At 39.9% G+C, this 25,768-nt stretch carries 22 protein-coding genes; 7 read left to right on the top strand and 15 right to left on the bottom strand.

Features of this window, described 5'->3' with window-relative positions; all coding sequences use genetic code 11:
• Nucleotides 1–53 precede the first annotated feature (53 nt).
• Nucleotides 54–1,544 carry an MFS transporter gene (locus G6R08_RS05065; RefSeq protein ID WP_163526979.1) on the bottom strand — a complete coding sequence of 497 codons (1,491 nt, stop codon included), beginning with the start codon at nucleotides 1,542–1,544 and terminating at the stop codon, nucleotides 54–56.
• 352 nt (nucleotides 1,545–1,896) lie between these two features.
• Between G6R08_RS05065 and G6R08_RS05070 the strand changes: the two genes are divergently transcribed.
• Complete coding sequence (locus tag G6R08_RS05070) at nucleotides 1,897–3,105, top strand: ROK family transcriptional regulator (protein WP_163526980.1); 1,209 nt, start codon at nucleotides 1,897–1,899, stop codon at nucleotides 3,103–3,105.
• Between the two features lie 71 nt (nucleotides 3,106–3,176).
• Here G6R08_RS05070 and G6R08_RS05075 read toward each other — a convergent pair whose 3' ends face one another.
• The 5 genes from G6R08_RS05075 to uxaC are packed head-to-tail and all read right to left on the bottom strand — an operon-like array spanning nucleotide 3,177 to nucleotide 8,134.
• The gene (locus G6R08_RS05075) at nucleotides 3,177–4,178 is read right to left on the bottom strand and encodes a sugar kinase (protein ID WP_163526981.1); all 1,002 of its coding nucleotides are present in this window, start codon (nucleotides 4,176–4,178) and stop codon (nucleotides 3,177–3,179) included.
• Complete coding sequence (locus tag G6R08_RS05080; RefSeq protein WP_163526982.1) at nucleotides 4,175–4,807, bottom strand: bifunctional 2-keto-4-hydroxyglutarate aldolase/2-keto-3-deoxy-6-phosphogluconate aldolase; 633 nt, start codon at nucleotides 4,805–4,807, stop codon at nucleotides 4,175–4,177. The genes G6R08_RS05075 and G6R08_RS05080 overlap by 4 nt, the downstream gene beginning before the upstream one ends.
• A 13-nt stretch (nucleotides 4,808–4,820) precedes the next feature.
• Nucleotides 4,821–5,666: an SDR family oxidoreductase gene (locus G6R08_RS05085; protein ID WP_163526983.1), complete on the bottom strand. Its 846-nt coding sequence runs from the start codon at nucleotides 5,664–5,666 to the stop codon at nucleotides 4,821–4,823.
• 15 nt (nucleotides 5,667–5,681) lie between these two features.
• On the bottom strand, nucleotides 5,682–6,713 hold the full coding sequence (uxuA, locus tag G6R08_RS05090; protein ID WP_163526984.1) for a mannonate dehydratase: 1,032 nt from the start codon (nucleotides 6,711–6,713) through the stop codon (nucleotides 5,682–5,684).
• Nucleotides 6,714–6,733: 20 nt separating this feature from the next.
• Nucleotides 6,734–8,134 (bottom strand): glucuronate isomerase, encoded by a 1,401-nt coding sequence (gene uxaC / locus G6R08_RS05095; protein ID WP_163526985.1) that lies wholly within the window; start codon nucleotides 8,132–8,134, stop codon nucleotides 6,734–6,736.
• A 280-nt stretch (nucleotides 8,135–8,414) separates the two neighbouring features.
• On the opposite strand from uxaC, the gene G6R08_RS05100 reads away from it, so the two are divergent.
• Complete coding sequence (locus G6R08_RS05100) at nucleotides 8,415–9,749, top strand: short-chain fatty acid transporter (RefSeq protein ID WP_205439395.1); 1,335 nt, start codon at nucleotides 8,415–8,417, stop codon at nucleotides 9,747–9,749.
• 115 nt (nucleotides 9,750–9,864) lie between these two features.
• Here G6R08_RS05100 and G6R08_RS05105 read toward each other — a convergent pair whose 3' ends face one another.
• A complete protein-coding gene (locus G6R08_RS05105) occupies nucleotides 9,865–11,472 on the bottom strand; it encodes a glucose PTS transporter subunit IIA (protein WP_163526986.1) in 1,608 nt (535 codons plus the stop codon).
• 375 nt (nucleotides 11,473–11,847) lie between these two features.
• On the opposite strand from G6R08_RS05105, the gene G6R08_RS05110 reads away from it, so the two are divergent.
• Nucleotides 11,848–13,062: a helix-turn-helix domain-containing protein gene (locus tag G6R08_RS05110; RefSeq protein ID WP_163526987.1), complete on the top strand. Its 1,215-nt coding sequence runs from the start codon at nucleotides 11,848–11,850 to the stop codon at nucleotides 13,060–13,062.
• Nucleotides 13,063–13,095: 33 nt separating this feature from the next.
• Here G6R08_RS05110 and uidA read toward each other — a convergent pair whose 3' ends face one another.
• Nucleotides 13,096–14,901 (bottom strand): beta-glucuronidase, encoded by a 1,806-nt coding sequence (gene uidA, locus G6R08_RS05115; protein WP_163526988.1) that lies wholly within the window; start codon nucleotides 14,899–14,901, stop codon nucleotides 13,096–13,098.
• 468 nt (nucleotides 14,902–15,369) lie between these two features.
• Between uidA and G6R08_RS05120 the strand changes: the two genes are divergently transcribed.
• Nucleotides 15,370–16,791: a hypothetical protein gene (locus tag G6R08_RS05120; protein WP_163526989.1), complete on the top strand. Its 1,422-nt coding sequence runs from the start codon at nucleotides 15,370–15,372 to the stop codon at nucleotides 16,789–16,791.
• Nucleotides 16,792–16,850: 59 nt separating this feature from the next.
• Here the strand turns inward: G6R08_RS05120 and G6R08_RS05125 are convergent, their stop codons facing one another.
• The gene (locus G6R08_RS05125; RefSeq protein WP_163526990.1) at nucleotides 16,851–17,684 is read right to left on the bottom strand and encodes an MBL fold metallo-hydrolase; all 834 of its coding nucleotides are present in this window, start codon (nucleotides 17,682–17,684) and stop codon (nucleotides 16,851–16,853) included.
• Nucleotides 17,685–17,814: 130 nt separating this feature from the next.
• On the opposite strand from G6R08_RS05125, the gene G6R08_RS05130 reads away from it, so the two are divergent.
• Together G6R08_RS05130 and G6R08_RS05135 are read left to right on the top strand one after the other, a co-directional pair.
• Nucleotides 17,815–18,513, top strand: coding sequence for a metal-dependent hydrolase (locus tag G6R08_RS05130; RefSeq protein ID WP_163526991.1), 699 nt, complete (start codon nucleotides 17,815–17,817; stop codon nucleotides 18,511–18,513).
• A gap of 139 nt (nucleotides 18,514–18,652) precedes the next feature.
• On the top strand, nucleotides 18,653–19,978 hold the full coding sequence (locus tag G6R08_RS05135; protein WP_163526992.1) for an amino acid permease: 1,326 nt from the start codon (nucleotides 18,653–18,655) through the stop codon (nucleotides 19,976–19,978).
• Between the two features lie 6 nt (nucleotides 19,979–19,984).
• Here the strand turns inward: G6R08_RS05135 and G6R08_RS05140 are convergent, their stop codons facing one another.
• The 3 genes from G6R08_RS05140 to G6R08_RS05150 all read right to left on the bottom strand — a co-directional run bounded on the left by G6R08_RS05140 (nucleotide 19,985) and on the right by G6R08_RS05150 (nucleotide 21,215).
• A complete protein-coding gene (locus tag G6R08_RS05140) occupies nucleotides 19,985–20,614 on the bottom strand; it encodes a LysE family transporter (RefSeq protein WP_163526993.1) in 630 nt (209 codons plus the stop codon).
• A gap of 131 nt (nucleotides 20,615–20,745) precedes the next feature.
• Nucleotides 20,746–20,982 carry a hypothetical protein gene (locus tag G6R08_RS05145; protein ID WP_079527440.1) on the bottom strand — a complete coding sequence of 79 codons (237 nt, stop codon included), beginning with the start codon at nucleotides 20,980–20,982 and terminating at the stop codon, nucleotides 20,746–20,748.
• 47 nt (nucleotides 20,983–21,029) lie between these two features.
• Nucleotides 21,030–21,215: a hypothetical protein gene (locus G6R08_RS05150; RefSeq protein WP_163526994.1), complete on the bottom strand. Its 186-nt coding sequence runs from the start codon at nucleotides 21,213–21,215 to the stop codon at nucleotides 21,030–21,032.
• Nucleotides 21,216–21,471: 256 nt separating this feature from the next.
• Between G6R08_RS05150 and G6R08_RS05155 the strand changes: the two genes are divergently transcribed.
• Nucleotides 21,472–22,233, top strand: coding sequence for a hypothetical protein (locus G6R08_RS05155; RefSeq protein WP_163526995.1), 762 nt, complete (start codon nucleotides 21,472–21,474; stop codon nucleotides 22,231–22,233).
• An 18-nt stretch (nucleotides 22,234–22,251) separates the two neighbouring features.
• Here G6R08_RS05155 and G6R08_RS05160 read toward each other — a convergent pair whose 3' ends face one another.
• The 3 genes from G6R08_RS05160 to G6R08_RS05170 form a co-directional block, all read right to left on the bottom strand.
• A complete protein-coding gene (locus tag G6R08_RS05160) occupies nucleotides 22,252–23,163 on the bottom strand; it encodes a DMT family transporter (protein WP_163526996.1) in 912 nt (303 codons plus the stop codon).
• 154 nt (nucleotides 23,164–23,317) lie between these two features.
• Entirely contained in the window at nucleotides 23,318–24,658 is a 1,341-nt protein-coding gene (locus tag G6R08_RS22260) for a DUF4910 domain-containing protein (RefSeq protein WP_163526997.1), read from the bottom strand.
• Nucleotides 24,659–24,883: 225 nt separating this feature from the next.
• Nucleotides 24,884–25,519, bottom strand: coding sequence for a YczE/YyaS/YitT family protein (locus G6R08_RS05170; RefSeq protein WP_163526998.1), 636 nt, complete (start codon nucleotides 25,517–25,519; stop codon nucleotides 24,884–24,886).
• Nucleotides 25,520–25,768: the final 249 nt, after the last annotated feature.

A 25,768-nucleotide genomic window follows, 5' to 3' on the forward strand; every position in this document is an offset into this window, starting at 1 on the left:
CTTAAGTAGTTTTCAAAAGTCCTATAACCTTAATTCAATTAACTTTTCAAGACTCACCAAACCATAGCCTCATCCTCATCCTCCTCTTCTTCTGACTTTTGTTTTTCATCAGCTATAGCACTTTGGATTTCGTTCATTTTCTTTTTATCTAAAATATAGAATTTCATAGCTATAATTGAAATAAGCCAACCTAAGATTGGAATACCAAATGCTATGATTAAGGTCATAATCAATAATGGTGTAGTGAGCGTCTCTCCCAATTGTGGAAATTCATTTTTATAGCCAATTATGGCTACGAGAAATCCGACAAGTGCTGGTGCCAGAGAAGAGACCATTTTATCAATAAAGGAGAATATGGTTCCTATCATTCCAGGTACGTAACGTCCCGTCTTAAATGTTTCATAATCAGAAACGTCTGCGATCATTGGAATAACAATAGATGGCGTCAACGTTCCAATCCCTGTACCGATGCTGAACAAAATTAGGAAGACGATTGTTATTCCTCCCATACTTTCAAGTGAAATGATAGAAGGATCGATGATTAAGAAAAAGGGAATTAATATTCCAAACGAAATCACGCCTAGCCATGATGCTTTTACCAGAGTATTTTTCATGCCGCTTTTTCTTGCATACATAACTCCTAAAAAAGTAATGATTAGCCCCGGCACAATTGTAATTAGTGAAATGGTACCACTCAGTGCATAATCACCAAGCATAATTCCGAAAAACATAACCATAACCGGTGCTTGTCTCATAACCAGGGAAGCAACCTTATCTGTTGATGCAGCGATCACTAACATTTGCAGCGGTCTATTTGCCTTGAAAATTGGCAAGTAATCACGAAATCTAGTATTCACCGTCAAATCAGCTAACCCAAAGTATTCTTTTCTGTCTTTATTCCAAATTGCTATGGTTGCCAAAACAGTAAAAACACCGGCGGCTATCATTACGATTGTATTCAATTCTGTAAAGAGCGCCATGTTGAAGTCTCCGTGTTTGGCAATTAGATAGGAAGCCACAAAAATCTGTCCACCGGTGAAAACGCCAATGTTATAAACTGAATCAAAAATGGAAAAAAGAGGACGCTGCTTAGGGTGGTTCGTTAAAACGGTCTGTCCAGCTTTTGTTACAGCTGTCTGCATCGTATAACCAATGATATAAACCGCATAAGCAGCAATAAAAAAGATCATTTGAAATTCCTCAGGCAGTTGATGAGTCACATTGTACATAGTTAAGATAGAACCTGCTATAATAATATTTCCTATTATCATAATAGGTCTGAACTTACCAAATTTCGATTCCGTCTTATCAATGATGAATCCAATAATCGGATCGGTAATTCCATCAAACACGCGCATAAATGTCAATATTGTACTGATAACTACGACGGTTAATCCAGCAACTCCAGTTGCATAATAAGATACAAACGTCAGGGTAAATAGATATAAATTTGTTGCCGTATTATTTAGTGCGAATAATGCAATCTGCCATATTTTCGCTGAATTGTACCCATAGCTTTTGTTCGTGACAATTGACTCAGACATTAAAATCCCCCCTGTATTGGCTGATCATGAACAACTTTTAACGGCCAGTGATTGAAACCCCTTTCATTTACCTGTATGAATCATTCACTCTTCGTGCTCCCATGGCTCTGCCATTAGAAATGTAATATACAATTATGCACCTCCACCTCCAGTAATTTGCCTTATGTTACTGAGGTAATCTTTTTATTTGTTTACTAAACAAACTATTAATTATATACTATATGTAAGCGCTTCACATTTCAACCCTTAATTTTCGAAAAATTTCAAACGTAGTTTGTGAAGTGTTTTTTTGCTAGAATTAAAGTGTTAACTGTAAGTAATTACCTCAATAGTATAGGAGGAATTAATTTTAATGAGTACCGGTGATGCCCGATATATTAAACAACTGAATAGACGAATCCTAATAGAAGAAATCGTTAAAGAAAGAGCCTTATCCAGAAGTGACCTAGCCCGGAGCACTGGATTAAATAAAGCCACTGTTTCTGCCCAGGTAAATGATCTGATACAAGACCATATCGTTTCAGAAAAAAGCCCTGGAGAATTAATAACAGTTGGCAGAAAACCAATCTTATTAGAAATGAATGACAAAGCAGGATACAGCATTGGAATAGACATTGATCAGTTTGTGATTCGGGTTAATTGTATCGACTTCAAAGGAAACCCTTTCCATAAGCTAAATATTGACATCAATCAAAATGACTTTAATCATGTAGTAGATGTCATTAAAATTCATTTGATTCCTTTAATAGAAAAACTAAACAATGACTATGACCCTATAGGTCTAACGGGAATAGGCGTAGGGATTCATGGTATCATCAACAACGATGATCAAGTCGTATTTACTCCTAAGCAACGATGGACAGATTTAAATGTAAAAGAAACATTGGAGAAAGAATTGAATACATCCATTTTTATTGATAATAACTCCAACCTTAGTGCTTATGGGGAACAAGTTTATTTCGAAAGTATTCCAGACTTATTTTGTATTACTCTTTACTCTGGAATCGGACTTGGAATCATTAATCAAAACAATATTTATCGGGGATATCAAGGATTTGCTGGTGAAATCGGACATATGATTATAGAGCCTGATGGGCTGCGTTGTTCTTGTGGCAATCAGGGGTGCTGGGAACTGTATGCTTCCGAAAAGACTTTGGCTTCAAAAATAACGAATCATTTTCCTGAAGTTACATCAATACAGGATTTCGATCATTTATTAAAGGACACCACCTTTGAGAAAACATTAGATGAATACTTAAAATACTTGGGAATTGGCCTAAACAATATCATCAACATTTTCAATCCGCAAAAGGTCATCCTGAATGGGTCACTGATTAACAAGAACCCTGCTTTGATCAATAAAATACATGATCATCTACATTCAAAGATGAACAGTTATGAAGACATTAGAATTTCTCATCTTGGTGAGAACGCTTGCGCCATCGGGGGTGCAGCTATAGTTCTGAAAAACTTCTTTGACATTGATACACTGGATTATTTGAATTATGAGTATAGTTTCGAAGATTTTTCTGATAGTAACGAGGTAAGCTTAAAACCGTAACGTTTTTTCCAGCCCGAAGAGCCGTGCCTCTATAATAGAAGCACGGCTCTCGTGATTATTTGAAAGAAGTTCTAGCGAGTAACATCTTGATTCACTTGATTCATAAATGCAGCAACTTCATCTGCATTAAATTGATTATGATCTCCAGCAATCGTATGTTTCAATAACCCGCTAGCAAGTCCAAATGCAACGGTTTGTTGGGGTTTCATAGCTTGTTCATTTGCATGAATGATGCCTGCTGCAAAGGCGTCCCCCCCTCCAATTCGATCCATCACATCAAACACTTCACTTTCCTGGGAGTAAAGCTGATCGTTTTGATATAAATACGCTGTCAGCTGGTGTTGATTGGCAGATTGAACGGTTCTATTCGTGCAGGCGAACGTATGAATCGAGTATTCACTTGATGCTTCACGATAAAATTCCTTCAAGCTGGCCTCTGAGAACGTATCACCTGAATCATATCCTAATATATGAACAAAATCTTTATAGCCTGCGAAGCATACATCCACATAAGGAAGGATTGCCTCAAATGCCTCTTTGGCTTCCTCAGTTGTCCATAGTTTGCTTCTATAATTACAGTCAAAACTAACGGTAATATTTCTGTGCTTCGCTTCCTTTACAGCGGAAATTGTGAGAGACTTTGCTTTTTCAGACAACGCTGGAGTAATTCCACTCACGTGAAAAAGTTCCACTCCTTCAAACAACTCATCCCAGTCACATGTCTCATTTACTAAATTTACAAACGAGGAATGAGCCCGGTCATACGTGACTTGTGGCCCCCGCATTGAAAACCCTTCTTCTACGAAATAAAGGCCAAGGCGACCTTCATGAGTATAAACATGCCTGGTGTTCACGTGATGTGCATGTAGAAATTCAACCACATTCTCTCCTAAAGAGTTAGGAGGTACAGCGGAGAAAAATGACACCTTGTGGCCAAAATTCGCTAACGACACGGATACATTTGCTTCCGCTCCCCCAATCGAACGCTGAAAAGAATTCGTCTCTTTCATTCGTACTTTATTAGGAGCTGTCATCCTCATTAACACTTCACCAAACGTAACGATGCTGCTCATAATCCAACTTCCTTAAGTTTATCAACGAAGGCTCTGGCATTCGCAGTAACTGCAGAAAAATCACCCGTTTTTGCTGGACGGGTGATCTCTCCGCCGACACCGACCATAATCGCTCCTGCTTTAAGCCAATCATTCATATTATCAATATTCACTCCGCCTGTTGGCATAATTTCAACATACGGCAGCGGGCCTTTGACAGCTTTTATAAAAGACGGATCATAGTTTTGACCAGGGAAAAGTTTAACAACGGAGGCACCTGTTTCTAATGCCTGTACCATTTCGTTAAGTGTCATACAGCCTGGCAAGTAAGGAATTTGGTACCTATTACACAAAAAAGCAGTCTCACGGCTATAATTAGGTCCTACGATAAACTTCGCACCCGCATTTATCGCCGCTTTTGCTGTTTCAGGATCAAGAACAGTACCCGCCCCTACCATTACGTCATCATGTGCTGCAAAATACCGAAGTACTTTTTCCGCATCTGGGATCGTGAACGTAACCTCAAGACTGGTTACGCCTCCTTCGATGCAGGCTTCAGCTGCTTTTATCGCCTCTTCAGCCGTTTCTCCCCGGACAACGACGGTCAGTTTCTGTTCGATCATTTGTGTTAAATACGTGTATGCTTGCATCCAATCATCCTTTCTACACCCCAGAATAGGCGGAAAATCCGCCATCTACAGGAACAACGATTCCGTTTACGAAACTTGATGAACCTTCATCTACTAACCATAACAAAGTTCCAATCAGTTCCTCAGCTTCTCCCAATCGATCCATCGGGGTCTGGGAAATGATTTTAAGGGCGCGATCACTATAATTTCCTTGTTCATCAAGGATCATGCCACGATTTTGATCGGTTAGGAAGAAGCCTGGCGCAATCGCATTCACTCTAATTCCTACCTTAGAAAAATGGACAGACAGCCATTCTGTAAAATTACTAATAGCTGCTTTCGCTCCGCTATAAGCAGGGATCTTTGTTAAAGGCTTAAAGGCATTCATTGAGGAGATGTTAATAATCGTGCACGATTCTTTATCAATCATATCCTCAGCAAAGACTTGAGTAGGTAATAAAGTTCCTAGAAAATTAAGGTTAAATAAATCTTCTACAGCATGTTGTTCTAGATTGAAAAACGTTTTTGTCTCTTTGTCGACTGGTTCGGAAAAATATTCCTGATCAGCCGTAGCTCTAGGGTTGTTGCCGCCTGCTCCATTAATAAGAATATCCACTGTACCGAACTGGTCATGGATTTGAGCTTTGACTTGCTGAAGTGCATCTTTATCGAGTACATCTGCGCTAAAGCCGACTGCCTCGCCTCCCTCATCGGTAATCTCCTCAACGATATGATGGATCTTCTCTTTATTTCTGGCCAGCACAGCCACCTTCGCTCCATTTGCTGCGAGCGCTTTACTAAATACACTTCCTAATACTCCACTGCCGCCCGTTACGACAGCCACTTTATTTGCTAAGTCAATTTGAAAAGGTAAATTCATTCAGACCACCATCCTTCACTGTTTGATCGTATCAATGATTCCATTCAAGTACGTTGCTCCGAGAGCCCGGTCATATAAGCCATACCCAGGTCTCCCTTCTTCATCCCAGATCATTCGTCCATGGTCAGGACGAATAGGCCCGTCAAAGCCGACTTCATGCAATTTGTTAAGAATGGCTACCATTGGTAATGATCCATCATGTATAGAATGTGACGACTCTTGAAAAGATCGATCACCCGTCCATTTCACGTTTCTTGCATGAACGAAGTGGATTCGACCTTTGGCAGCTTCGATGATCTCAAGTAAATCATTCTCAGGATTAGAACCTAGCGAACCTGAACAGAATGTTAGACCGTTAGAGGAACTGTCCACTTTTTGTAAAATATACTCTATATTTTCTTTACACGTAACAACCCTAGGCAAGCCAAAAATATTCCATGGGGGATCATCAGGGTGAATCGCTAGTTTGATATCTTCTTCTTCCGCCACAGGAATAACTCGTTCCAGGAAATAAATTAAGTTCTCCATCAGCTGGTCTTCCGATACGGATTTATACGCCTCCATAATTGATTTAAGTTTATCAGTTTGGAAGGATAAATCCCAACCTGGCAGTGTCAGTTTCCCATCAAGCCGATCAATTTGTTTCACTTCTTGTTCGTGATAAGATAACGAATTCGATCCATCTGGAAGCTGGTCTTGTAAATTTGTCCGTGTCCAGTCGAACACCGGCATAAAATTATAGCAAACTGTTTTAACACCAGCCTTGGATAGATTGCGAAGCGTTTGTTTATAGTTTTCAATATATTGCTCTCGTGTGGTCCGCCCCAGTTTAATATCTTCATGAACAGGGACACTCTCAATTACGTTTAATCGCAGCCCATGATCACTTATGCTGTTTTTTAAACTCATAATTCTTTCATAATCCCACACTTCTCCGGCTGGGATATCATATATCGCTGATACAATCCCCTTCATTTGAGGGATTTGTCTAATATGGTCAAGCTTCACCTTATCGTCTAGTCCATACCATCGAAAACTCATTTCCATGCATAACCCCTCCTTCCAAATCATTTAAGATTTAAATATCGTCGTGCATTGTAATAGGAAATATCCTCTATATAACTACCGAGTAAGTCCATATCTGCCGGCACAATCCCTTTCTCAACCCATTTACCGAACAAATTGGCAAGAATTCTTCTAAAGTACTCGTGGCGGGAAAAAGATAGAAAAGATCTTGAATCCGTCAGCATACCAACGAAGTGTTTGATCAGTCCGACATTAGCTAGAATTTCCATTTGGTTTTCCATTCCATTAATATGATCGTTATACCACCAGGCCGTGCCGAATTGAATTTTTCCTGGCACACTGCCATCCTGGAAGTTTCCAGCCATCGTAGCCAAAATATAATTGTCGCGAGGATTGAGACAATAGAGAACTGTTTTTGGTAAAATATCGCTTACTTCCAGTGAATCAAGGAAATTTGATAAGGGCTGTGCTAATAGACGATCTCCCATTGAATCAAATCCACTATCTGTACCTGCCTGACGCAGCATCTTTGTGTTGTTATTCCGCAGTGCTCCTAAATGAAACTGCATAACCCAGTTTTTTTCCTTATATTGACTGGCGAGGAACTGCAGTGTATACGTTTTATATTGTTCCACTTCATCAGGTGTTAGAGAGTGTCCATTAATTTTTTTTGCATAAATACCCTGAGCATCCTCCTCCGAAGCCTCTTTGAAAAACATTACTTCTATCGAGTGGTCTGAAGCACGGCATCCCCGCTCTTCGAAGTAATCGACTCTGTTTGATAGGGCTGATAAGAACGATGCATAGTCACTAATATCAATTCCAGAAGCCTCCCGCAATTTCTTGACCCAATCGCCGAAAGTAACAGCCTCTATATCTAATGCTTTGTCAGGTCTGAACGAAGGCGCCACTTCCACTGAGAATTTTTCCTGTTTTAGACTTGTATGATGCGCTAAATCATCTGTAGGATCATCCGTTGTGCCTACAAATTCCACTTTACTATTTTGCAATAAATTTCTAGTCGACATAGAGTTATCTGCTAGTTTCTCATTAGTTGTATTCCATATTTCTTCGGCACTATCCTTGTTAAGCAGCTCCTTTATATTGAAAAAACGGAGCAGTTCCAAGTGTGTCCAATGATAAAGGGGATTGCCTAACGTATTCGGAACCGTCTCTGCCCATGCTTTGAATTTCTCTTTATCCGATGCAGAACCTGAAATGTATTTCTCATCAATCCCATTTGCTCTCATTAGCCTCCACTTATAATGATCACCAGCCAGCCATACATCACTGATCGATGGAAATTGTTTATCCTCTGCAATTTCTGATGGTGGCAGATGGTTATGATAGTCTATAATGGGTAGATCCTTCGCATAATCGTGATAAAGTTCTTGAGCATATTTATTTTCCAGGAGAAAGTCGTCGTGTATAAATGTTTTCACTGTACCTCATCCCTTCCTTTTCGAAATCATTTAAATAATTTGTTTGTTTAATAAACAAACCTTTAATCTAATAATACGTGTAAGCGGTTTTAATTTCAAGCCTTTTCAAATATAGCATTTAGCAGGATTCACTAGAACTCCAACCAAACAAAACCTTCACATTCATACATTGGGTTTCGTTGAATAAATATTTTGTAAGGGAGCATTCATCTTAAAATAAGAGAATCGTAAAAACTGGACAAGTTCTCATTTTTTAAAAATTTATCCATGGAGTGATTCAATGCTGCGATCGATGACTTTATTTTTTAATCGTATAGTCCAACGTTATCTGCCAGACGCATTTTTATTCGCTATAATCTTAACCCTAGTTGTTTTTGTTTTAGGAATAGGATTTACCGGAAGTTCACCTGCCGAAATGGTAAAATACTGGGGCGATGGGTTCTGGGATCTTCTCGCTTTTGCCATGCAGATGTCCTTGATTGTCGTGACAGGATATATCCTGGCTAACAGTCCGATGATTAAAGCCTTTCTAACAAGAATTAGCAAATTCGCGACGACACCTGGACAAGCTATCCTGTTAGTTACCTTCACTTCAGCTGTCGCTTGCTTAATAAATTATGGGTTTGGCTTAGTCGTCGGGGCATTGCTGGCCATTCATGTGGCTAAGCGTGTACCCTCTGTTGACTACCGACTCTTAATGGCCAGTGCCTACAGCGGCTTTTTACTTTGGCATGGAGGATTGTCTGGCTCCATTCCTCTCACGATCGCAACGGAAGGTCATTTCATGGAAGACTCCATGGGAATTATTCCTATAACGGAAACACTTTTCAGCGGCACTAACTTATTCATTGTGCTCATTTTACTCATTACCCTTCCTCTCTTGAACCGCCTATTGATGAATTCTACAAAAGATTTAGCTCAAAACAATTCTGATTTCATAAATACAGAAACTTATACACAGAATTCGGAATCTGCGGATATGCCGGAGAACCTAACACCTGCCGAGCGATTAGAAAATAGTAAACTTATTTCCCTTGTAGTCGGGTTGCTAGGTCTTTCCTTTGTTGTTTATCATTTTGCCAAAAACGGACTGGACTTAAATATAAACATCGTCAACTTCATCTTCTTATTCCTCGGCATTATTTTTCATCAAACCCCAAGGCGATTCCTTGATAGTGTGTCTGATGCTGTAAAAAATGCAGGAGGAATCATCATTCAATTTCCTTTCTACGCTGGGATCATGGGCATGATGGTTGCTTCCGGGCTATCTGAACAGATGTCTTTATGGTTTGTTAGTATCTCAAACGACTTTACATTCCCGCTCCTTACGTTTATTAGTGCCGGAATCGTTAACTTCTTCGTGCCTTCCGGAGGAGGACAATGGGCGGTTCAGGCTCCTATCATGGTTCCCGCAGCCCTAGAACTTGGCGCAGATACAGCCAAAACAGCTATGGCCGTGGCCTGGGGAGACGCGTGGACGAATATGATTCAGCCTTTTTGGGCGTTACCGCTTCTGGCGATTGCTGGATTGAAAGTTAAAGATATTATGGGTTTTTGTCTAGTCATTCTATTATGGAGTTTTATTCCTATATCTATTGGATTATTATTCATGTAACCCTAAAGACTTCGTATCAATTTCGATTCGAAGTCTTTAGATTCATTTAACTTTTATTCCTGGTAGTGAATCGCGTAACAGGGTGTAACAAGTACATAAAAGCTATTTATCATACTTAAACAGTTAATTTCAACAAATCTTCCTTTAATTTAACCTGAGAATTTTTAGTAGCATTGATGTTGAGATACTCTTCCTTATTTGTAATAACAACAGGTGTCGTTGCTTGGTAACCAGATGCTTTAATTTTATCTTTGTCGAATTCAAGAAGCAGCTGACCTTGTGTTACTTTGTCGCCTTGCTTAACCTGTGGCGTGAAATATTTTCCGTTCAGTTTCACAGTATCGACGCCGATATAAATAAGCACTTCCGCTCCATCATCAGAGGTCACACCAATTGCATGTGCCGTTGGGAATTGAGTTGTGATTACACCATTAACAGGTGAAAACACCTTACCATCTTCGGGCTCAATGGCAATTCCATTCCCTACTGTTCCACTCGAAAAAAGTGGTTCGGTTATTTTTGTTAACGATGTTACTTTGCCTTGAAGCGGGCTCATTATTGTTTCGGCTTTTACTCCAGAAATAATATGCTTGTAATCATTATCTTCCTTTTTGTTTTTTCCCTCATATCCAAATAGATAGGTTAGAATGAAACCTAAAGCAAACGCAACTCCAATTCCGAGTAGAAATTTTAATATTGGTGAAAATGCTGGAATTGATAGAACACTCGGAAGTACGAAATCATTCATTGCAGTACCTAAACTTCCATTTATGGCACCCCCTACTGCTCCTGCGAAAGCCACATAAATCATTGTCCGTCTATATCGTACGATAATTCCGTAATTGATGGCCTCGGTGGTTCCCGCCAAAGCCCCAGGTACAACCCCACTTGCAGCCAGAGCCTTCAACTCTTTGTCTTTCGTTTTTAATATAACAGCAATTCCTATGCCAACTTGTGCAAATGGGGCTGCTGCAGCCATAGCAATAATTGGGTCAGGACCTGTTGCTAAATTGGCAATAGCGAGTGGAATGACAGTCCAATGCAAACCCATGATTGTCAGAAATGTCCAAGCACTGCCCATAACAGCTCCTGCTAGAAGACCACTTCTTTCACTTAAGAAATTAATAACCATTCCGAGGCCTTCACCAAGCACAGTTCCTATAGGACCGAACACAAGCATTGTTAAGGGCACAAGGATAAGTAATGAAATCATTGGGTTAATAAACATTTGAATATCTTTATATATTACTTTTTTCAACAGTTTATCTAAACCAGCATAAACGAACATTGCTATAAAAATTGGAAAAACAGTGGAAGAATAGTCCGCTAACAGAACAGGAAATCCCAAAAAGTCAATTGTCTTTACTCCATCTTCTACCAGATGTACAAGTTCCGGTGCTAGTAGCGATGCCCCAATAACCCCTCCAACATAGCCGTTGGCACCAAGCTTAAGGGCTATTGAAACCCCTAAAAATACGGGAAGGAAATGAAAAACGGTATCACCAGCAATGGATAAAATAACATAGGTACCGCTTTCAGAAGACATCCAACCTAACGAGGTTAAAATCGATAACAATGCTTTAAGCAAGCCCGCACCAGCAAGCACCCCGATAATCGGGGTGAAACTGCCCGAAATGACATCTAAAACTTTAGATAGTGTTGAATCTTTTTCTTCCTTTGGTAAATCGGTTTTGTCGTTATACCCTTGTTTCTGATTACTCAAGTTGACCACCTCTAGCTTATAGTTTCTTCAAAAAATGCAAGAGGGAGTTTTGTAGCTTTTCTCCCAACATGCTTATCCCATTTAAGTTCCAAGTTATAATCCAATAATCTGTACAATTGAGCTGGTAATGTTGTCGGGTTTTTGTATCGTCTATCTAATTTGTTTTAAACGCTTTCATTTTTGAGTTAAACCCTGTTAGTTTTTGGGTAATAGAGCAAGAGTTTTTAGTGATATTTTAAAATGAAAGCGCTAATATGATACTATTATAAGTAATTCAAAATAAAATTTTCAGGACTTTTTTAACAATATTCAGATAAAAATCACATTCAATGAACATCAAATTATCCCGAAACCAACTTTTCTTGGAGGATCAGAATGGAACAATCAAAGGTCATTTCTACAGCTATGAAAATACAGCATGTTACAAATTTAAATGTATATGTACTAGATCAATATGGAGATCTCAGCTATCACCTTGAATCCATCTCAATCCCGGATTTTATGCCGGGCTCAGGGGAAGAAGCTATTTTGGACTTACACGAAAAAATGGTACAGGAAGATCAACTTTATTATTATTCGAATGAATGGAAATTACACTATATCGGATATTCTTTCATTGATAAAAAAGACTCATATTTCATAATCATCGGTCCATACTTTGAGCAGACTCTTGATTTTTATAGACTGACACTGGAATATAAACTCAGCAGTAAACAAAGTGAAGAGCTAAGAATGATCAGTGATAAAATTTATATATTATCTGAGGAGGAAGCTAGCAGTATGGCGAGCGTACTTTGCCAGTTTAAATCGATGATGACCAATGAAGTGACACCAATCACAGTTGTTTCCGAGAAAACTACACGTCCTGAACAGATGAAGGTGCACCACTTCGACATGGATGAGGAAGCTGAACTGATAAATTTACGCTATATGATAGAGAAGGACTTTTTGCATGCAGTAGAACAAGGAGATAAAACAGCAGCACTAAAACTGATGAATTCTAACAATTTGAAGTTCCTGTTCTCTTTTTCAGAACGATTTCCCAATCAGCCAATGCGAAGGCTGAAAAACTTGGCGATTATATTAAATACATTGCTGCGAACGGCAGCAGGAAATAGCAGTGTGCCTGCCTTATTGATTCATCGTATTTCTGATAAATATGCATATGAAATTGAAAATGCCGGTCAATTAGCTGCACTCTATCAATTGGAAGATTGCATGATAGAAGAATATTGCGATTTAGTCTTGTCAAACTCATTAAAAAATTACTCAACTATGACACAGAAAGTTATTGAATACTTGTTAAGCTTTTATGATAAACAAATAGATAAGGAAGAACTAGCCTCACTTTGTAATGTCCACTCGGGTCATTTATCCCGAAAATTTAAACAGCAGACAAATATGACGATAACTGAATACCAAAAAATTTTGAGACTACAACAAGCAAAGCATCTATTAAAGACTGAAAACCTGCCAGTTGAAGAAGTAGCCTGGCTAGTGGGTTATGATGATCCTTCTTACTTTACAAGAGTTTTTAAAAAGGAAACAGGAAGCACCCCCACTCAATTTATTGAGAGAGAGGTCCAATAAGAAGAAACTGGCCCCATTATGGAGCCAGCCTTTTTATCCTTTATAACCAAAATCAGGAATCCCACTCCAACGTTTACGGAGTTCATGTCCTGCTGCTTTAGGTTTACGGTCACGTGTGAAAATTCCTTTTTTGTTTCCTTGCACACGCATTGCACCTTGACTAGTCTCAAAGTCTGCAAAGTTCCAAACTTGTTCTCCGACAAAATGATCAAATTCATCAAAGACCTCATGATTTGCTCGAAAGAATTCAACTTGATATTCCTCTGTGAACATAATCGAATCTATATCATGTAGACCAGCCACAGTATCAGCACCATACTCCGTCATCATAACAGGCTTGCCTGGGCAGCGTTTATTCCACTCTTTTAATTCTTGACGAAGATGTACTTTTGCTGCTTCAAGATCACCACTGTCCACATACCATCCAAAGTATCGATTCAATGCTAGAACATCAACTAATTCTGCTACCTTATCGGTTTCTGGCGTGGCCATAATGAACAGTACAATGGTAACGGGTCGTTTTTGTGGATCCAGTTCCTTTGTTAAATCAATGAGCGGTTTGAAGTATTCAGCAGCTCCTTCTTCCTCCGTCGCAGCTTCGTTTGCAACGGACCACATCACAACACATGGATGGTTTTTATCACGATTGATAAGGTCCTCCATAACCTCCTTATGATGTTCAAAAGTTTGAATTTCACTCCAAGTGTCACGCTTTTCACCTTTTCCTAAACCGGATGTTGCCATAAAGTTTAAATGAACACCAACCGCCGGTGCTTCATCGATAACAACTAGTCCTTCCCGGTCGGCAAGACGCATTAGTTCTTCAGAATATGGATAGTGCGCAGTACGGAAAGAGTTTGCCCCAATCCATTTCAATATATTAAAGTCCATTACATTTGCCGCTTCATTACACCCTCTTCCGTTTATTGGTGTATCTTCGTGTTTTCCAAACCCTTTGAAATAAAATGGTTTGTTATTAATGAGAAATTTCCCGTCCTGTACTTCGACTGTTCGAACGCCAAATGGCTCTTCATAAACATCAACGGTTTGGCCATCTTGTACTAACTCAACCCTCAGATAATAAAGATAAGCATTTAAGGGCTCCCAGAGGGTAACATTCGGGATCTTTATAGACGCTGAACTGCCTTCAGTTGAAGCGACAACTTGACCTTCTTCATCTACAACGCTGACTTTTACAGTTGATGTTTTGCCTTGATAATCTACTTTATAATCAACTGAACCAGTTGTGCCGTTAAAATCCGTTACTACGGATATGTCCTCAACATATGTTGACGGGGTGGTATAAATTTTTACTGGACGATGTAAACCAGCATAATTAAAGAAGTCAAAGTTGGGGTTATTGCGAATTACTTTTCCCAAGCCTTCTTCTTCTGTTTCGCTGTAAAGCCCAACTGGAAGCGTAGATTCGTCTAAAATGTTATCAACTGCTACGGTGATTCTATTTTTCCCTTCCTTTAGGCTGCTATTTATTTCTGCTTCAAACGGCAGGAATCCGCCTTTGTGTTCTACAACTTTCTTTCCATTTACGTGTACTTTTGCTTTATGAGTTGCTGAACCAAAACGCAAAACAATGCGTTGATCTTTTAAATAGGCAGGCAAGGTAAATTCACGCTCATACCATACATAGCCGATATGGTTCCTTATTTCTTTTGCAACGCCAATATCATTATAGGAAGAAGGTACTGCCATTGGTGTTGTATCTGGAATTCTTGATTCATACCACTTTTCCTCCAGACCTCTTCCTTCGTCTAATTTAAAATTCCATATTCCATTCAAATCAATAACTCCGCGAGTTTCTGAATTAATCGGATATAACATATTAGCTAATCGCACTCCTTTTCAAAATGTAAGTGTTTACACCCCAATTATTAGCATAGTGATTTTAATCACAGCAGGACTATTATTGCAAAATCAGGACTATAATGATCATCAAGAAAAATGAGTACTCGTGTAGCGTAGACGAATGACTCCTCACGTTAAAAATCCATTCGACACCACTTACTTTATTTCCCGGGAAATTATCATTCTGATACTACCTTTTTCTTTTGTTTGACGGCATTCGATACCAATCTGTTTTCTAAACGCCTTCAAACCTTCCCAGCCCCTCATGTCAGAATTTATTACTGTAATTAACCTACCCTTCTTTATTAAATGGTACATATAACTTTATAAGTCCATTGATGCAAGAACGAATCCAGAGAGGAAATACACCCTTTTCCCGCGAGGTGCATAGTCTAGAGTGTAGAACGCCGGTATGTATGAGGCGAAGCGAGGAGGCTCTGTACCGTGGAATTAACACTTTCCCATTGGTTATATGGTTTATTTACGTTATTAATTATTATTACTATGATATGTCGTAAAGGTGTTGTACTGCCAACTTTACTAGGTACATTCGTGGTGGCGTGGGTTTTCAATGGCAGCTTAATCAGCGGTTTTATGGGAATATTTAACGCGAATCTAGTCGCCGCCAAAGAGCTTTTCAATATATTCCTCATTATTACCTTTATGGTTGCCCTTTTACATTCACTTAAGGACCTTGGGGCAGACAGAAGGATGATTATGCCTGTCCAGAAAATCATGATTAATAGTCACGTATCTTTTTTTGTATTAGTTGGGGTAACCTATGTGATTTCGCTTTTCTTTTGGCCGACGCCTGCTGTTCCGCTTATATGCGCTTTACTCGTTCCAGCAGCCATCAGGTCGGGTCTTCCAGCAATGGTAGCAGCTATTGCTGTAGCACTTGCCGGCCAGGGCATGGCTCTGTCTTCCGATTACGTTGTTCAAGTCGCGCCAGGTTTGTCAGCCAAAGCTGCTGGAGTTAGTACAGCAACGGTAATGGATCAAGCATTGGTTCTATCGCTTATCACTGGATTTATTGCCATTGGTCTTGCTTACTTGTGGAATAAAAAACATTTTCGCTCGAAAAGTGATCCACAAAATGAAATTGAAATAAAAGCGATGCAGGGATTGCAGGAAGCCCATCAATCAACGAACAAGAATATGACTAGTTGGAGCAAAGTGTTTGCTGTCCTTGTGCCGTTGTCTATGCTTGCTGTAATGATTTATATGGTATCGACGAAGCTTAGTTCAGGAAGAATGGGTGGATTTGAAGGAGGGAACGGCGCAGCGTTTATTGGAGGAGTTGCTGTCGTCCTGCTTCTGCTTTCAACAGTAGCATTCGGAAAACACCGTGCTCTTGACTATATTAGTGATCATATTACAGAAGGATTCGTATTTGCTTTTAAAGCAATGGGTCCTGTCATCCCGATTGCTGGATTCTTCTTTCTCGGGAGTCCTGATTTTGCCGGGGAAATCCTTTCCGTTTCCACTGACAACGCTCCGGCTTTGCTATTCGATTTAGTTGAATCTACTCAGGGATTTCTTCCACAAAGTGCATTCTTAGCAGCCTTTAGTATATTAATTATCGGAATTATTACGGGGCTTGATGGATCCGGTTTCTCTGGACTCCCGCTGACTGGTGCTTTGTCAGCCTCTCTGGCTAACGCTCATATCGACCCAGCCACCTTAGCAGCTATTGGCCAAATGGGTTCGATTTGGACGGGTGGAGGGACGATCATTGCCTGGTCTTCTATGATTGCAATAGCAGGTTTCTGTGGGGTTTCAGTTATGGATTTAGTTCGGAAAAACTTTATCCCCGTTATGTTAGGATTAATAATTTCAACCCTTGCCGCTTTATTGATCTTTTAAAAAAATCAAAAATTGCTAATACCCTAACTAGCATTATTAGTTAGGGTATTTTTTATATGTTATTCCTGTTTTTCAACAAATCTCCCGTGTTCTGGGATAGCAATATGATCAAATTCTCTAGTAAGTTTTCCTAGATTCTCCTTCAGTTCTTTGCCGGCCATCGGGAACCCGTGTCCCGTTATAGCTACGTTAGGTTTTAACGATTCAAGTTTTTCTACTGAATTCCAGGCGGCTTCCCAATTTGTCGTTAAGTATCGAGGTGGACCGCTGATTTCTTGTTCTTGTGTGAATACTTTGAATAAGTACTCCTGTTTAACTGTCACAAAAGCATCACCTGCAATTAAAATTCGATCGTTTTCCCGAAATAATGAAACATGACCTTCTGTATGTCCAGGCGTATGGATCCATCGCCATTCTGGCAAGTGGGGGATGGTGCCATCTTCAGGCAATGGAGCAATACGATCTCCCAAGTTAATACCCTCATTTGGGAACATCCGCGACATTTTTGAAACAAGACCACCTTCTACAGTTGTGTCAGGTTCCGGATAATCTTTTCTGCCGTTTAAGTAAGGCATTTCTCGTTCATGGGCGTACACCGTAACATCCCAATATTCCGCTAGTTCCTTAGCAGCACCGACATGATCGAAATGACCATGAGTAAGGATGATAGCTTTAGGGTTATAACGTGTTCCAAAAAGCTCTCCCGCTGTTTCAATAATTTTATCAGCTGATTTCGGCATCCCAGCATCAATCAACACCCAATCGCCCGGCCGTTCCGGGTTGCCCAGGAAACATACGTTTACGACCTGAATGGGCAGGCAATGGATATCGTTTGCTACGGTCTGTTCAATACCGCTTGCTATCGACGTTACGGGAATCAATTTATCTGCCATCGATAACCCTCCTTTACTTTGCTTATTTTGTTCTTAATCAATAATCTTATTACACATGTACCGCTGTTTAATTTGTTTACTAAACGTGAATAAAAACATAGGCATATCCATTTTGAAAGAAGGAAACAGCATGGCAAACGTTTTGATCAATCATATCCCTTCTACTGCCTTACATTTGGTAGTGGGATCATTAATTATGTACATATTTTTCGGTAAAAAAAGCTTTTTTCTGCATGAACGAATAAAAATTATCAGCCTGGGGGTCGTCGTACTCATACCAGACCTGCCAAAATTGGCAGGTGGCAACCTGACTCACTCCCTGTTCGCACTTCCCTGGTTAGCCCTGCTGGCAGCTTTTTTTGTGAGAAAGATTACAAAGGAGCCTCTGGAAAAGTCATGGCTTGCTTCTCTTTCCACCTTATTATTCGGTGCGATTGTCATCGACTTTATCGGAAATGGGGCACAGTTGTTCTACCCACTGACAAACAACATTTTCGAGTTTACCATTATTCAAAAAGAAATTTGGCTGGTTTGTGCTTTATTTGCCGTTTTTTCTGCAACTTTAATTTTTAACGATAAACCTTTATTAATCATCAGTTTATGCATTGTAAGTTTATTGATAGCAGGGAAAGCTGTCTCTAAACTGGAGCTTGAAAACAGACTTGAAGCTAAATATGGTGGAAATCAAATCTACGTTATCGTCACTAAACCGGAAGAATATTTAGGTTTAACCTGGAGATTCTCCGTACTTACGGAGGAAAAGGTAATTCAAGGAACCTCCCCTGTCTTTCAAAAAGGAATAACGATAAAACGAACCATTAAACATTAATAATTACCAAAAACCCCCACCTCAGGTCATCCAATTTTTGGATGACCTGAGGTGGGGGTTTTTGGTATTACTGGCAGTATAAATTGGATAGGTAAGGCTCAAAATATGTATTCAGGTTCCAGGATTCGGAGGCATATCCATGACTAAGACTAAAAGTTCGGATCATACTAAGAAACTTCAATGGTGGCAGCTTTCTCTTATTGGGGTAGGCTGCATCATCGGCACTGGGTTTTTCCTCGGCTCATCGTTAGCGATTCGAAATGCCGGTCCAGCTGTCCTGGTTGCATTCATTCTAGCTGCCATAGGTACGTATATCGTCTTTCAGGCACTGGCAAAACTTACAGCGGAACATCCAGAAAAAGGCTCGTTCCGTTCTTATGCAAAAAAAGCCTTTGGCAGATGGGCTGGGTTTAGTAATGGCTGGGTGTACTGGTCGTCAGAATTATTGATTATGGGCAGTCAATTAACAGCTCTCGCTATCTTTTCTCAATACTGGTTTCCGAACCTGCCTCTCTGGCTGTTATCGACCATATTTGGAGTATTAGGGATCGGAGTAATATGTACTGGTGTAGCTGGATTCGAACGTGTTGAAAATATTTTTGCCATCATTAAAACCGCTGCCATCTTCATGTTCATCATTATAGCCATCCTGGCACTGACCGGAGTCCTGTCTGAAAGCCGTCCTGAACAGACGCTCCATTTTGGCTATACAGAGTTATTTCCGCAAGGTTTAACCGGAGTTTGGACAGCTTTACTTTTTGCCTTTTACGCGTTTGGCGGTATTGAAGTAATGGGGATTATGGCAAACGAATTGAAGGACCCTAAAGATGCTTCCAAGTCAGGAAGAATAATGCTCTTTCTTCTCGGAATCATTTACGTCGTTTCTTTAGGACTAGCTTTATTTCTAATTCCATGGAAGCAGTTCAATCCGGATGAGAGTCCTTTTATCACCGCCTTAACCCCTTTTCATTTATCATTTGTTCCTCACGTATTCAATGGAGCCCTGATTATTGCAGGTTTTTCAACGATGGTGGCTTCCCTGTATGCGATCACATCAATCCTCGCCACTTTATCTGAAGACGGGGATGCTCCAGCTTACTTTGCTGCCAAAAGCAAACGAGATGTTCCTATTCATGCCTTGTTTCTCACGATATCAGGGCTTGGTGCCTCAATTCTTGTTGCCCTGCTTTTGCCTGAGAAGGTATTTGAATATTTGACGACAGCTGCCGGTTTAATGCTTCTCTACAACTGGCTGTTTATCCTGTTTTCTTATAAAAAGTTGATGAAATTAAATGCTGTGGAGCGTGTAACGCGTGGTGCGGGCATCATGTTAATCATAGCTGCAGTCAGTGGAACGTTGTTCGATTCCGTCAGTCGTACCGGTTTTTTCATCAGCCTGATGTTTTTAGTAGTCATAAGTACGATCACGTTTATGATGAGAAAAAAATGGCGTCACCAGCAGTAGCTTGTCCTAGAACTGAAACAGCAACTTAATCGCCTGATAGCCAAAGTAACCAGCAAACCCAAACATGCAGAAGCCTGACAAGATAGAAATTCCTTTTAATGCACGGGTAGTAAGAAACTTTCTAAAACCGCTGGAAACAAAGGCCATGGTAATATCCCACAACATTAAACCAATGATAATAGCTGCCCCATACAAGATTAGATGAAGTTGATCATATTCAGTAATCGTGTTGGCTAATACAGAGCCATAGATCCCAAGCCAAAACAATATGGAAAGCGGATTAGTAACCGAGATTAGAAATCCGGTTGCAAATGTTCTCTTTAAAGGATCTTTATTCCCCTTTTGACGCACTTCAAATTTTTGTGAGCTAGTGATACTCTCAACCCCTGTGTAGATGAGGACGAAGGCACCAAAAGACCATAGAAATGTTTGCATAAACGGCATGTCCAGAAAGTGAATGACCCCAAAGAAAACGGCTAAGATATACAGCAATTCACCTACGATTGATCCTAACCCGATCACCCATGAATGGAAAAAACCATTCCTAATGCCCTGATCTATTTGCGCTGCGTTGATCGGACCAATTGGCGCTGCCAGGGATAATCCTAGAAAAATATAACTTAGGAATACTACCAATCCTTTCACTCCTCTAAAATGTGACTAGCTTGTACCAAATGTATTCAGCAATCAGGCATTGTATTACTATGGAGTGAAGGGCTTAAAATTCAGTAAAAAACACATTGCGCCACCACAATGTGTTCTCATCCTTATCGGTTATTCGCCTGGTTTGTTTCCTCAATCAGTCTCAATAGATCTTTAGCCTTTTGAATTTGTTGTGCATGTTCCTGCGTGTTCATTGATGGATCGCGGTTTGCTTTGGCAAGTTCTTCTTCCGCTAATTTCACATGCTCTTGAGCTTCGACAAACCCGGCACGGTCTTCCTGCGCTCGTTCAACTGCACGCTGTGCATTGTTCAATTGATTAGTCAGATGATTCATGTCCATAATGATCCCTCCTGTCCTACTCTTTAATTTTGTTTGTTTAGCCAATTTTATTCATATAAATGAATTTCATCATTTCCAACCTTTACACGGCAAGGGATTTGACAAGTGAAAAAGGAAGCACCTATCAGAGGAAATGGCGACTCTCCTGTGGGATCATAGTACAAGGTGAGATCCCGGAAGGCGGAATCCTGAGGAAGCTCACCGTACGCCCACGGAAAGCGAGTTATTTCCATGACCACCTTCTCCTTATCCAGATGATGGTCTCCCATTCTCCTATTAAAAATCCGGAACCTTACTCAGATTCGACAAAAGGGGCGATTATGGAGCAACACGAATAGAAAGTGATCTGTCAGTCTCATAGGACGATCTGTTCGAGGCATAGCCATTAAATCAAGGGAGGGGATTGTTCTGTTTTATATTGAAGTAGAGGCAAAACAAATTGTGGAATCCTTTTATGATTACGGGTACAGTAACCGAGGGGCTTTGAGGATGGAACGTTTTCATCAATATTTTGGTTATATTGAAGGGTGTCCAATGATCGAGGAAATAGCTGACGGTCAATACCGTCTCATTACCTGTAAAGAAAACATCGACTTTTACCAAGAAAAAGACATTGAAGAGTCATTTCTATGCATATGTAAAGCTTTTTCCAACGATAATGAACGTTATCTGGAAGTTTTAAAGCATTTAGTGGATAGTAAAGCGAATTCCTCATTTAATGATAAATACCATATTGTTGATAAACTGCTGTTGAACCACTACACCCTCTCCGATATTTCTAAACACATACAAATCCCTGTCAGTGAATTACTTAAATTTAACTATCGCGAAGACAAATATAAACCTTATCTTGAATTAGCGCGGCGTAGAAGGGTTAGAACCTGTATGGAGGATGCCGTGACGTTTTTTAAAAGAAGGCACTATTTTAAAGGAAATGCGGAGTTGTATCTTTTACAGTTGGTGCTGGGAAAGGCCGATTTGCCACGCCCTATTACTTACCAAACTTGGCTGATTGCTAAAGATATACTAGAAGAGATCAGTGAAATTTTTGATCAGCTTCATTGGGAAAATCAATGTAAAATGATTTTTGAAATTTGTTCACATGGGGAAAATCAACTAACCTCTTCTTATAAGAAAGCAGGGCAGGAATTAATTGAAAGGCAGAACCGCAGAAGAAGCCAAATGCCCATGATTACGATTCAATCACGCAGCCGTCAAAAAAATGCTCGTCTCCCACGTATTTACACGTAGGAAAACGAGCATTTATCTTTAAGCAGATCGGGCACGCCTTCTTCTTCGTTTAATCAGAAATTCGAAAGCGCCTGTCCCAATTAATACCCCGCATACAATCAACACAAGACCAATAATATGACTGATCGTTATCGATTCGTTTAAAAACAATGCAGCTCCAACCAATGCGAAAAAAGTATTAAAGTTGATAAATATAGCAGATTCAGATGGCCCGACTTGCTTAATGGCAAAGTTATAAACCATGTGACCAAAAGCTGTGCAAATAAGGGCGCTAAACAGGAAGATTAAGATTAACTTGCCATCCACAAGCTTAAAAATCTGCGCTGGATTCGATTCCACAAACATACTTGTGATAAAAATAAAAACCGATCCAATCACCATCATATATCCTGTTAGCAATCGAGGGTCAAGATCCGGGTTCAATTTACTAATCAAGATGAAACTGAATGCCTGCACAGCTATAGAAATAAACACCATAACATCGCCAATCGACACAGCCGTCATCCCGCCAGCGCCAGTCAAGGTGGTGATCATCACCCCAACAAAACCAAGTGCGAAACCAAAACTCTTGAAATAGGTCACTTTTTTACTCAACAGCAATGTAGACAAAACCATCGTGAGCAATGGACCCATCCCAACAATCAACCCTGCATTAACCCCGGAGGTGTACAGAAGGCCAAGGGCCATGAAACTGTGGTGGGCAATCACATTAAAGATCGAAATATAAAAAATGATCCAGACTTCCTTTTTACTCGGCAGCCGTAGAATTCCCATGAATGCCAGAACGATTAACACAGCTATTCCTGCCGTAAAAATTCTGAACGCAGTCAAGAGAATGGGATCAACAGCCGACACAAGCACCTTGATGGCAGATACGTTGAACCCCCACAACATCATGACGAGCATGAGTAAAAAGTAGATTCTTCTCAAATTTATCACCAAAATTCTATAACGTTAAAGAGTGTATTCCTTCACTATACCACTTGTAGTGAAAATTGTGGGAATAAATTTTTTCAAGAAACGATTATTCAAAAAAGAGCCTCCCCAAAAAGGTAGACTCCTTCAAGATCAACAATAAAACCTATCATTTGTTTCCTACAATTTGGTAAACCGAGGCTCCAATCAATTCCCCAATTTCCTGCAGACGTTCTTCACTAATATATTTCAGTACATCCTGAGGAGTGTGATAGTATGGTTCAAGATCTGCAGTCCCTGGTTCACGCCGGATAAAGTTTACAGAATCGATTCCCCCTTCATAGAAGGATACATGGTCTGAAGCACCACGCTGATACAAAGTTAGAGGTGAAGGAGTATCTAGTCGTTCGGCAGCTGCAACAGCTGTTTCCGAAACAATATTTGATTGCCCGTCGAGCGTGTTCATGTAGATAGATGTGGCCTGATCCCAATCTGTTCCTACCATATCAAGGTTAAAGTTACCAATACTTCTCTTCACTTCCTCCTCCGACAGTTTGTTCACATAATAATCTGACCCTACAAGACCGATCTCCTCAGCACCGAAAAACACAAAACGCAGCTCTTTATCTATTGGGTAACTTTTTAAAATGCGAGCAAGCTCAAGAACAACGCTTGTTCCAGATGCATTGTCATTGGCCCCCGGTGCATATTGAACACTGTCATAATGGGCGGTAACATGAAGGATATCCGGATCTTCTACATGTTTCGGTGTACGAGTTGCGATAATATTTTTCGATGTACTGTTTTCAAACCGTTCAATTGTCAAAGTAACCTCTGTATTGGATGGTAAAACGTCATTTAGCAGGGCTTCGCCGCTTACTTTTGTAATACCTGCAACAGGTACAGATGCTTGATAATCTCCAAGTGACATGTTTAGCGGAGCTGTGCCTTCCTGGTTATTATATATAATCACCCCAGCAGCCCCAGCTTCCGTTGCATTTTTAATTTTATTTGCAAAAGTCAACTCCCCGCGTGAAATGAGAGCGATTTTACCTTCCACTTCAGATGTGAAATCTTCTGGATACCCTAAATTTGCATCATACAGAGTCCCTGATAACCCTGCCTCATCAGTTGAATCAGCTCCAGTGGGAATATTGACACGAACCTTATTTCCATTAGCTTCAAGTGTCCCCATCAGGCGGTCAGGAATTGAAAACTCCTGAACCTCTATATCGAAGCCATAAGAGGTTAATAGATTCTTAATGTAAGAGGCCGCCTTTTCCTCCTCTTTCGTACCTGCTACACGTGGGCCGAGCTGTTCGCTTAAGAACTGAATATGATGCATCGAGCGTTCTGCCTTGAATCTTTTAATCACCTTTTGATCAAAGGCATGTTTGTACTCAGTGGCCTCAGCCTGTACAGTAGATGTTCCAAAAGTCGGTGAATATGCAAAACTGCTTGCTAGCAGCACCGCGGATAAAACAACGGCTGCACACTTATTTTTCCCCATTCATACCACTCCTTAATTTAAGAATAATAGTTTTCCTTCTCTTTTATCGTTTAGATACCCACTTTCAAACTTCCTTCTTAATTGGTAAAAACAGGATATAAGGCACACTCCTTTTAAAATTGATGTAGTAACTAATCCCCATTTAAATTAATGCACATAAAAAAGTGAAATACTTATTGATAGATAAGCATTTCACTTAATTGTTCCCAGTACTATTGATATTTGTTAAACCGATTTAACCTTTTCGTTTGCATGACCAGACTCTGAAGCCTCCTTCAAAACCCTGGTTACCTTTTGAAAGGAGAACTGGAAAATCGGGCTTTGAATGAATGTATAGATAAACGTAAAAACGAAAACAGGGCCCCCTAATAAAAGTCCCACAATTAATACCATACTCTCTACTGCTATTCTCGTTTTACTAATGGAATAACCGAGTTTATCAGATAACGAAAGCATAAATCCATCTCGCGGCCCCGCGCCAAATCCGGCAGCAGAATACATTCCTCCGCCAATCCCCATTAATATGATCCCTGTAAGTAAAACGACCACATCCATTACACCAGAAGAGGAAACGGGGAAGATATCAATAAAAAGAAACAGATCAATCATCGGCCCCACTGCAATGGCATTAATTAATGTTCCAACCCTAATATATTGTCGGTCAACTATTAATGATACAAGTACTAGCGATAAACCAACTAGTAGATTCCACATGCCTATAGTTAAGCCAAACTTTTCAAAAAACGCTATATTCAACACATCCCAAGGGTGAATACCGAGGTACTGCACTTGAATCGCTACCGAAATTCCGTAACTAAATAAAATAAGGCCCAGTGCAAAGAAAAGTAATTTAAACCTCATAAACTTCGCCTCTTTCAAATGTAAATTCTATTCATCTTATCTTATAATCAGAAAATTGGAAATGAAAATCAACTTTTATGCTTTCTATTTCATAAAAAAATGAGAAGTGTAAAAGAGTGCAAAACCAGCAGTTTTCACAATGTATTTTATTGAATTTTCAATAATTTTTCCAGACGACTTTTTCACATTAATGCGTAAAAATAAGAATCTGCTAGCATTTCAAATCATGTGCTGGATGAAAACGCTTAA

Origin of the sequence: Halobacillus ihumii, from assembly GCF_902726645.1 — a bacterium.
GTDB lineage: Bacteria > Bacillota > Bacilli > Bacillales > Halobacillaceae > Halobacillus_A > Halobacillus_A ihumii.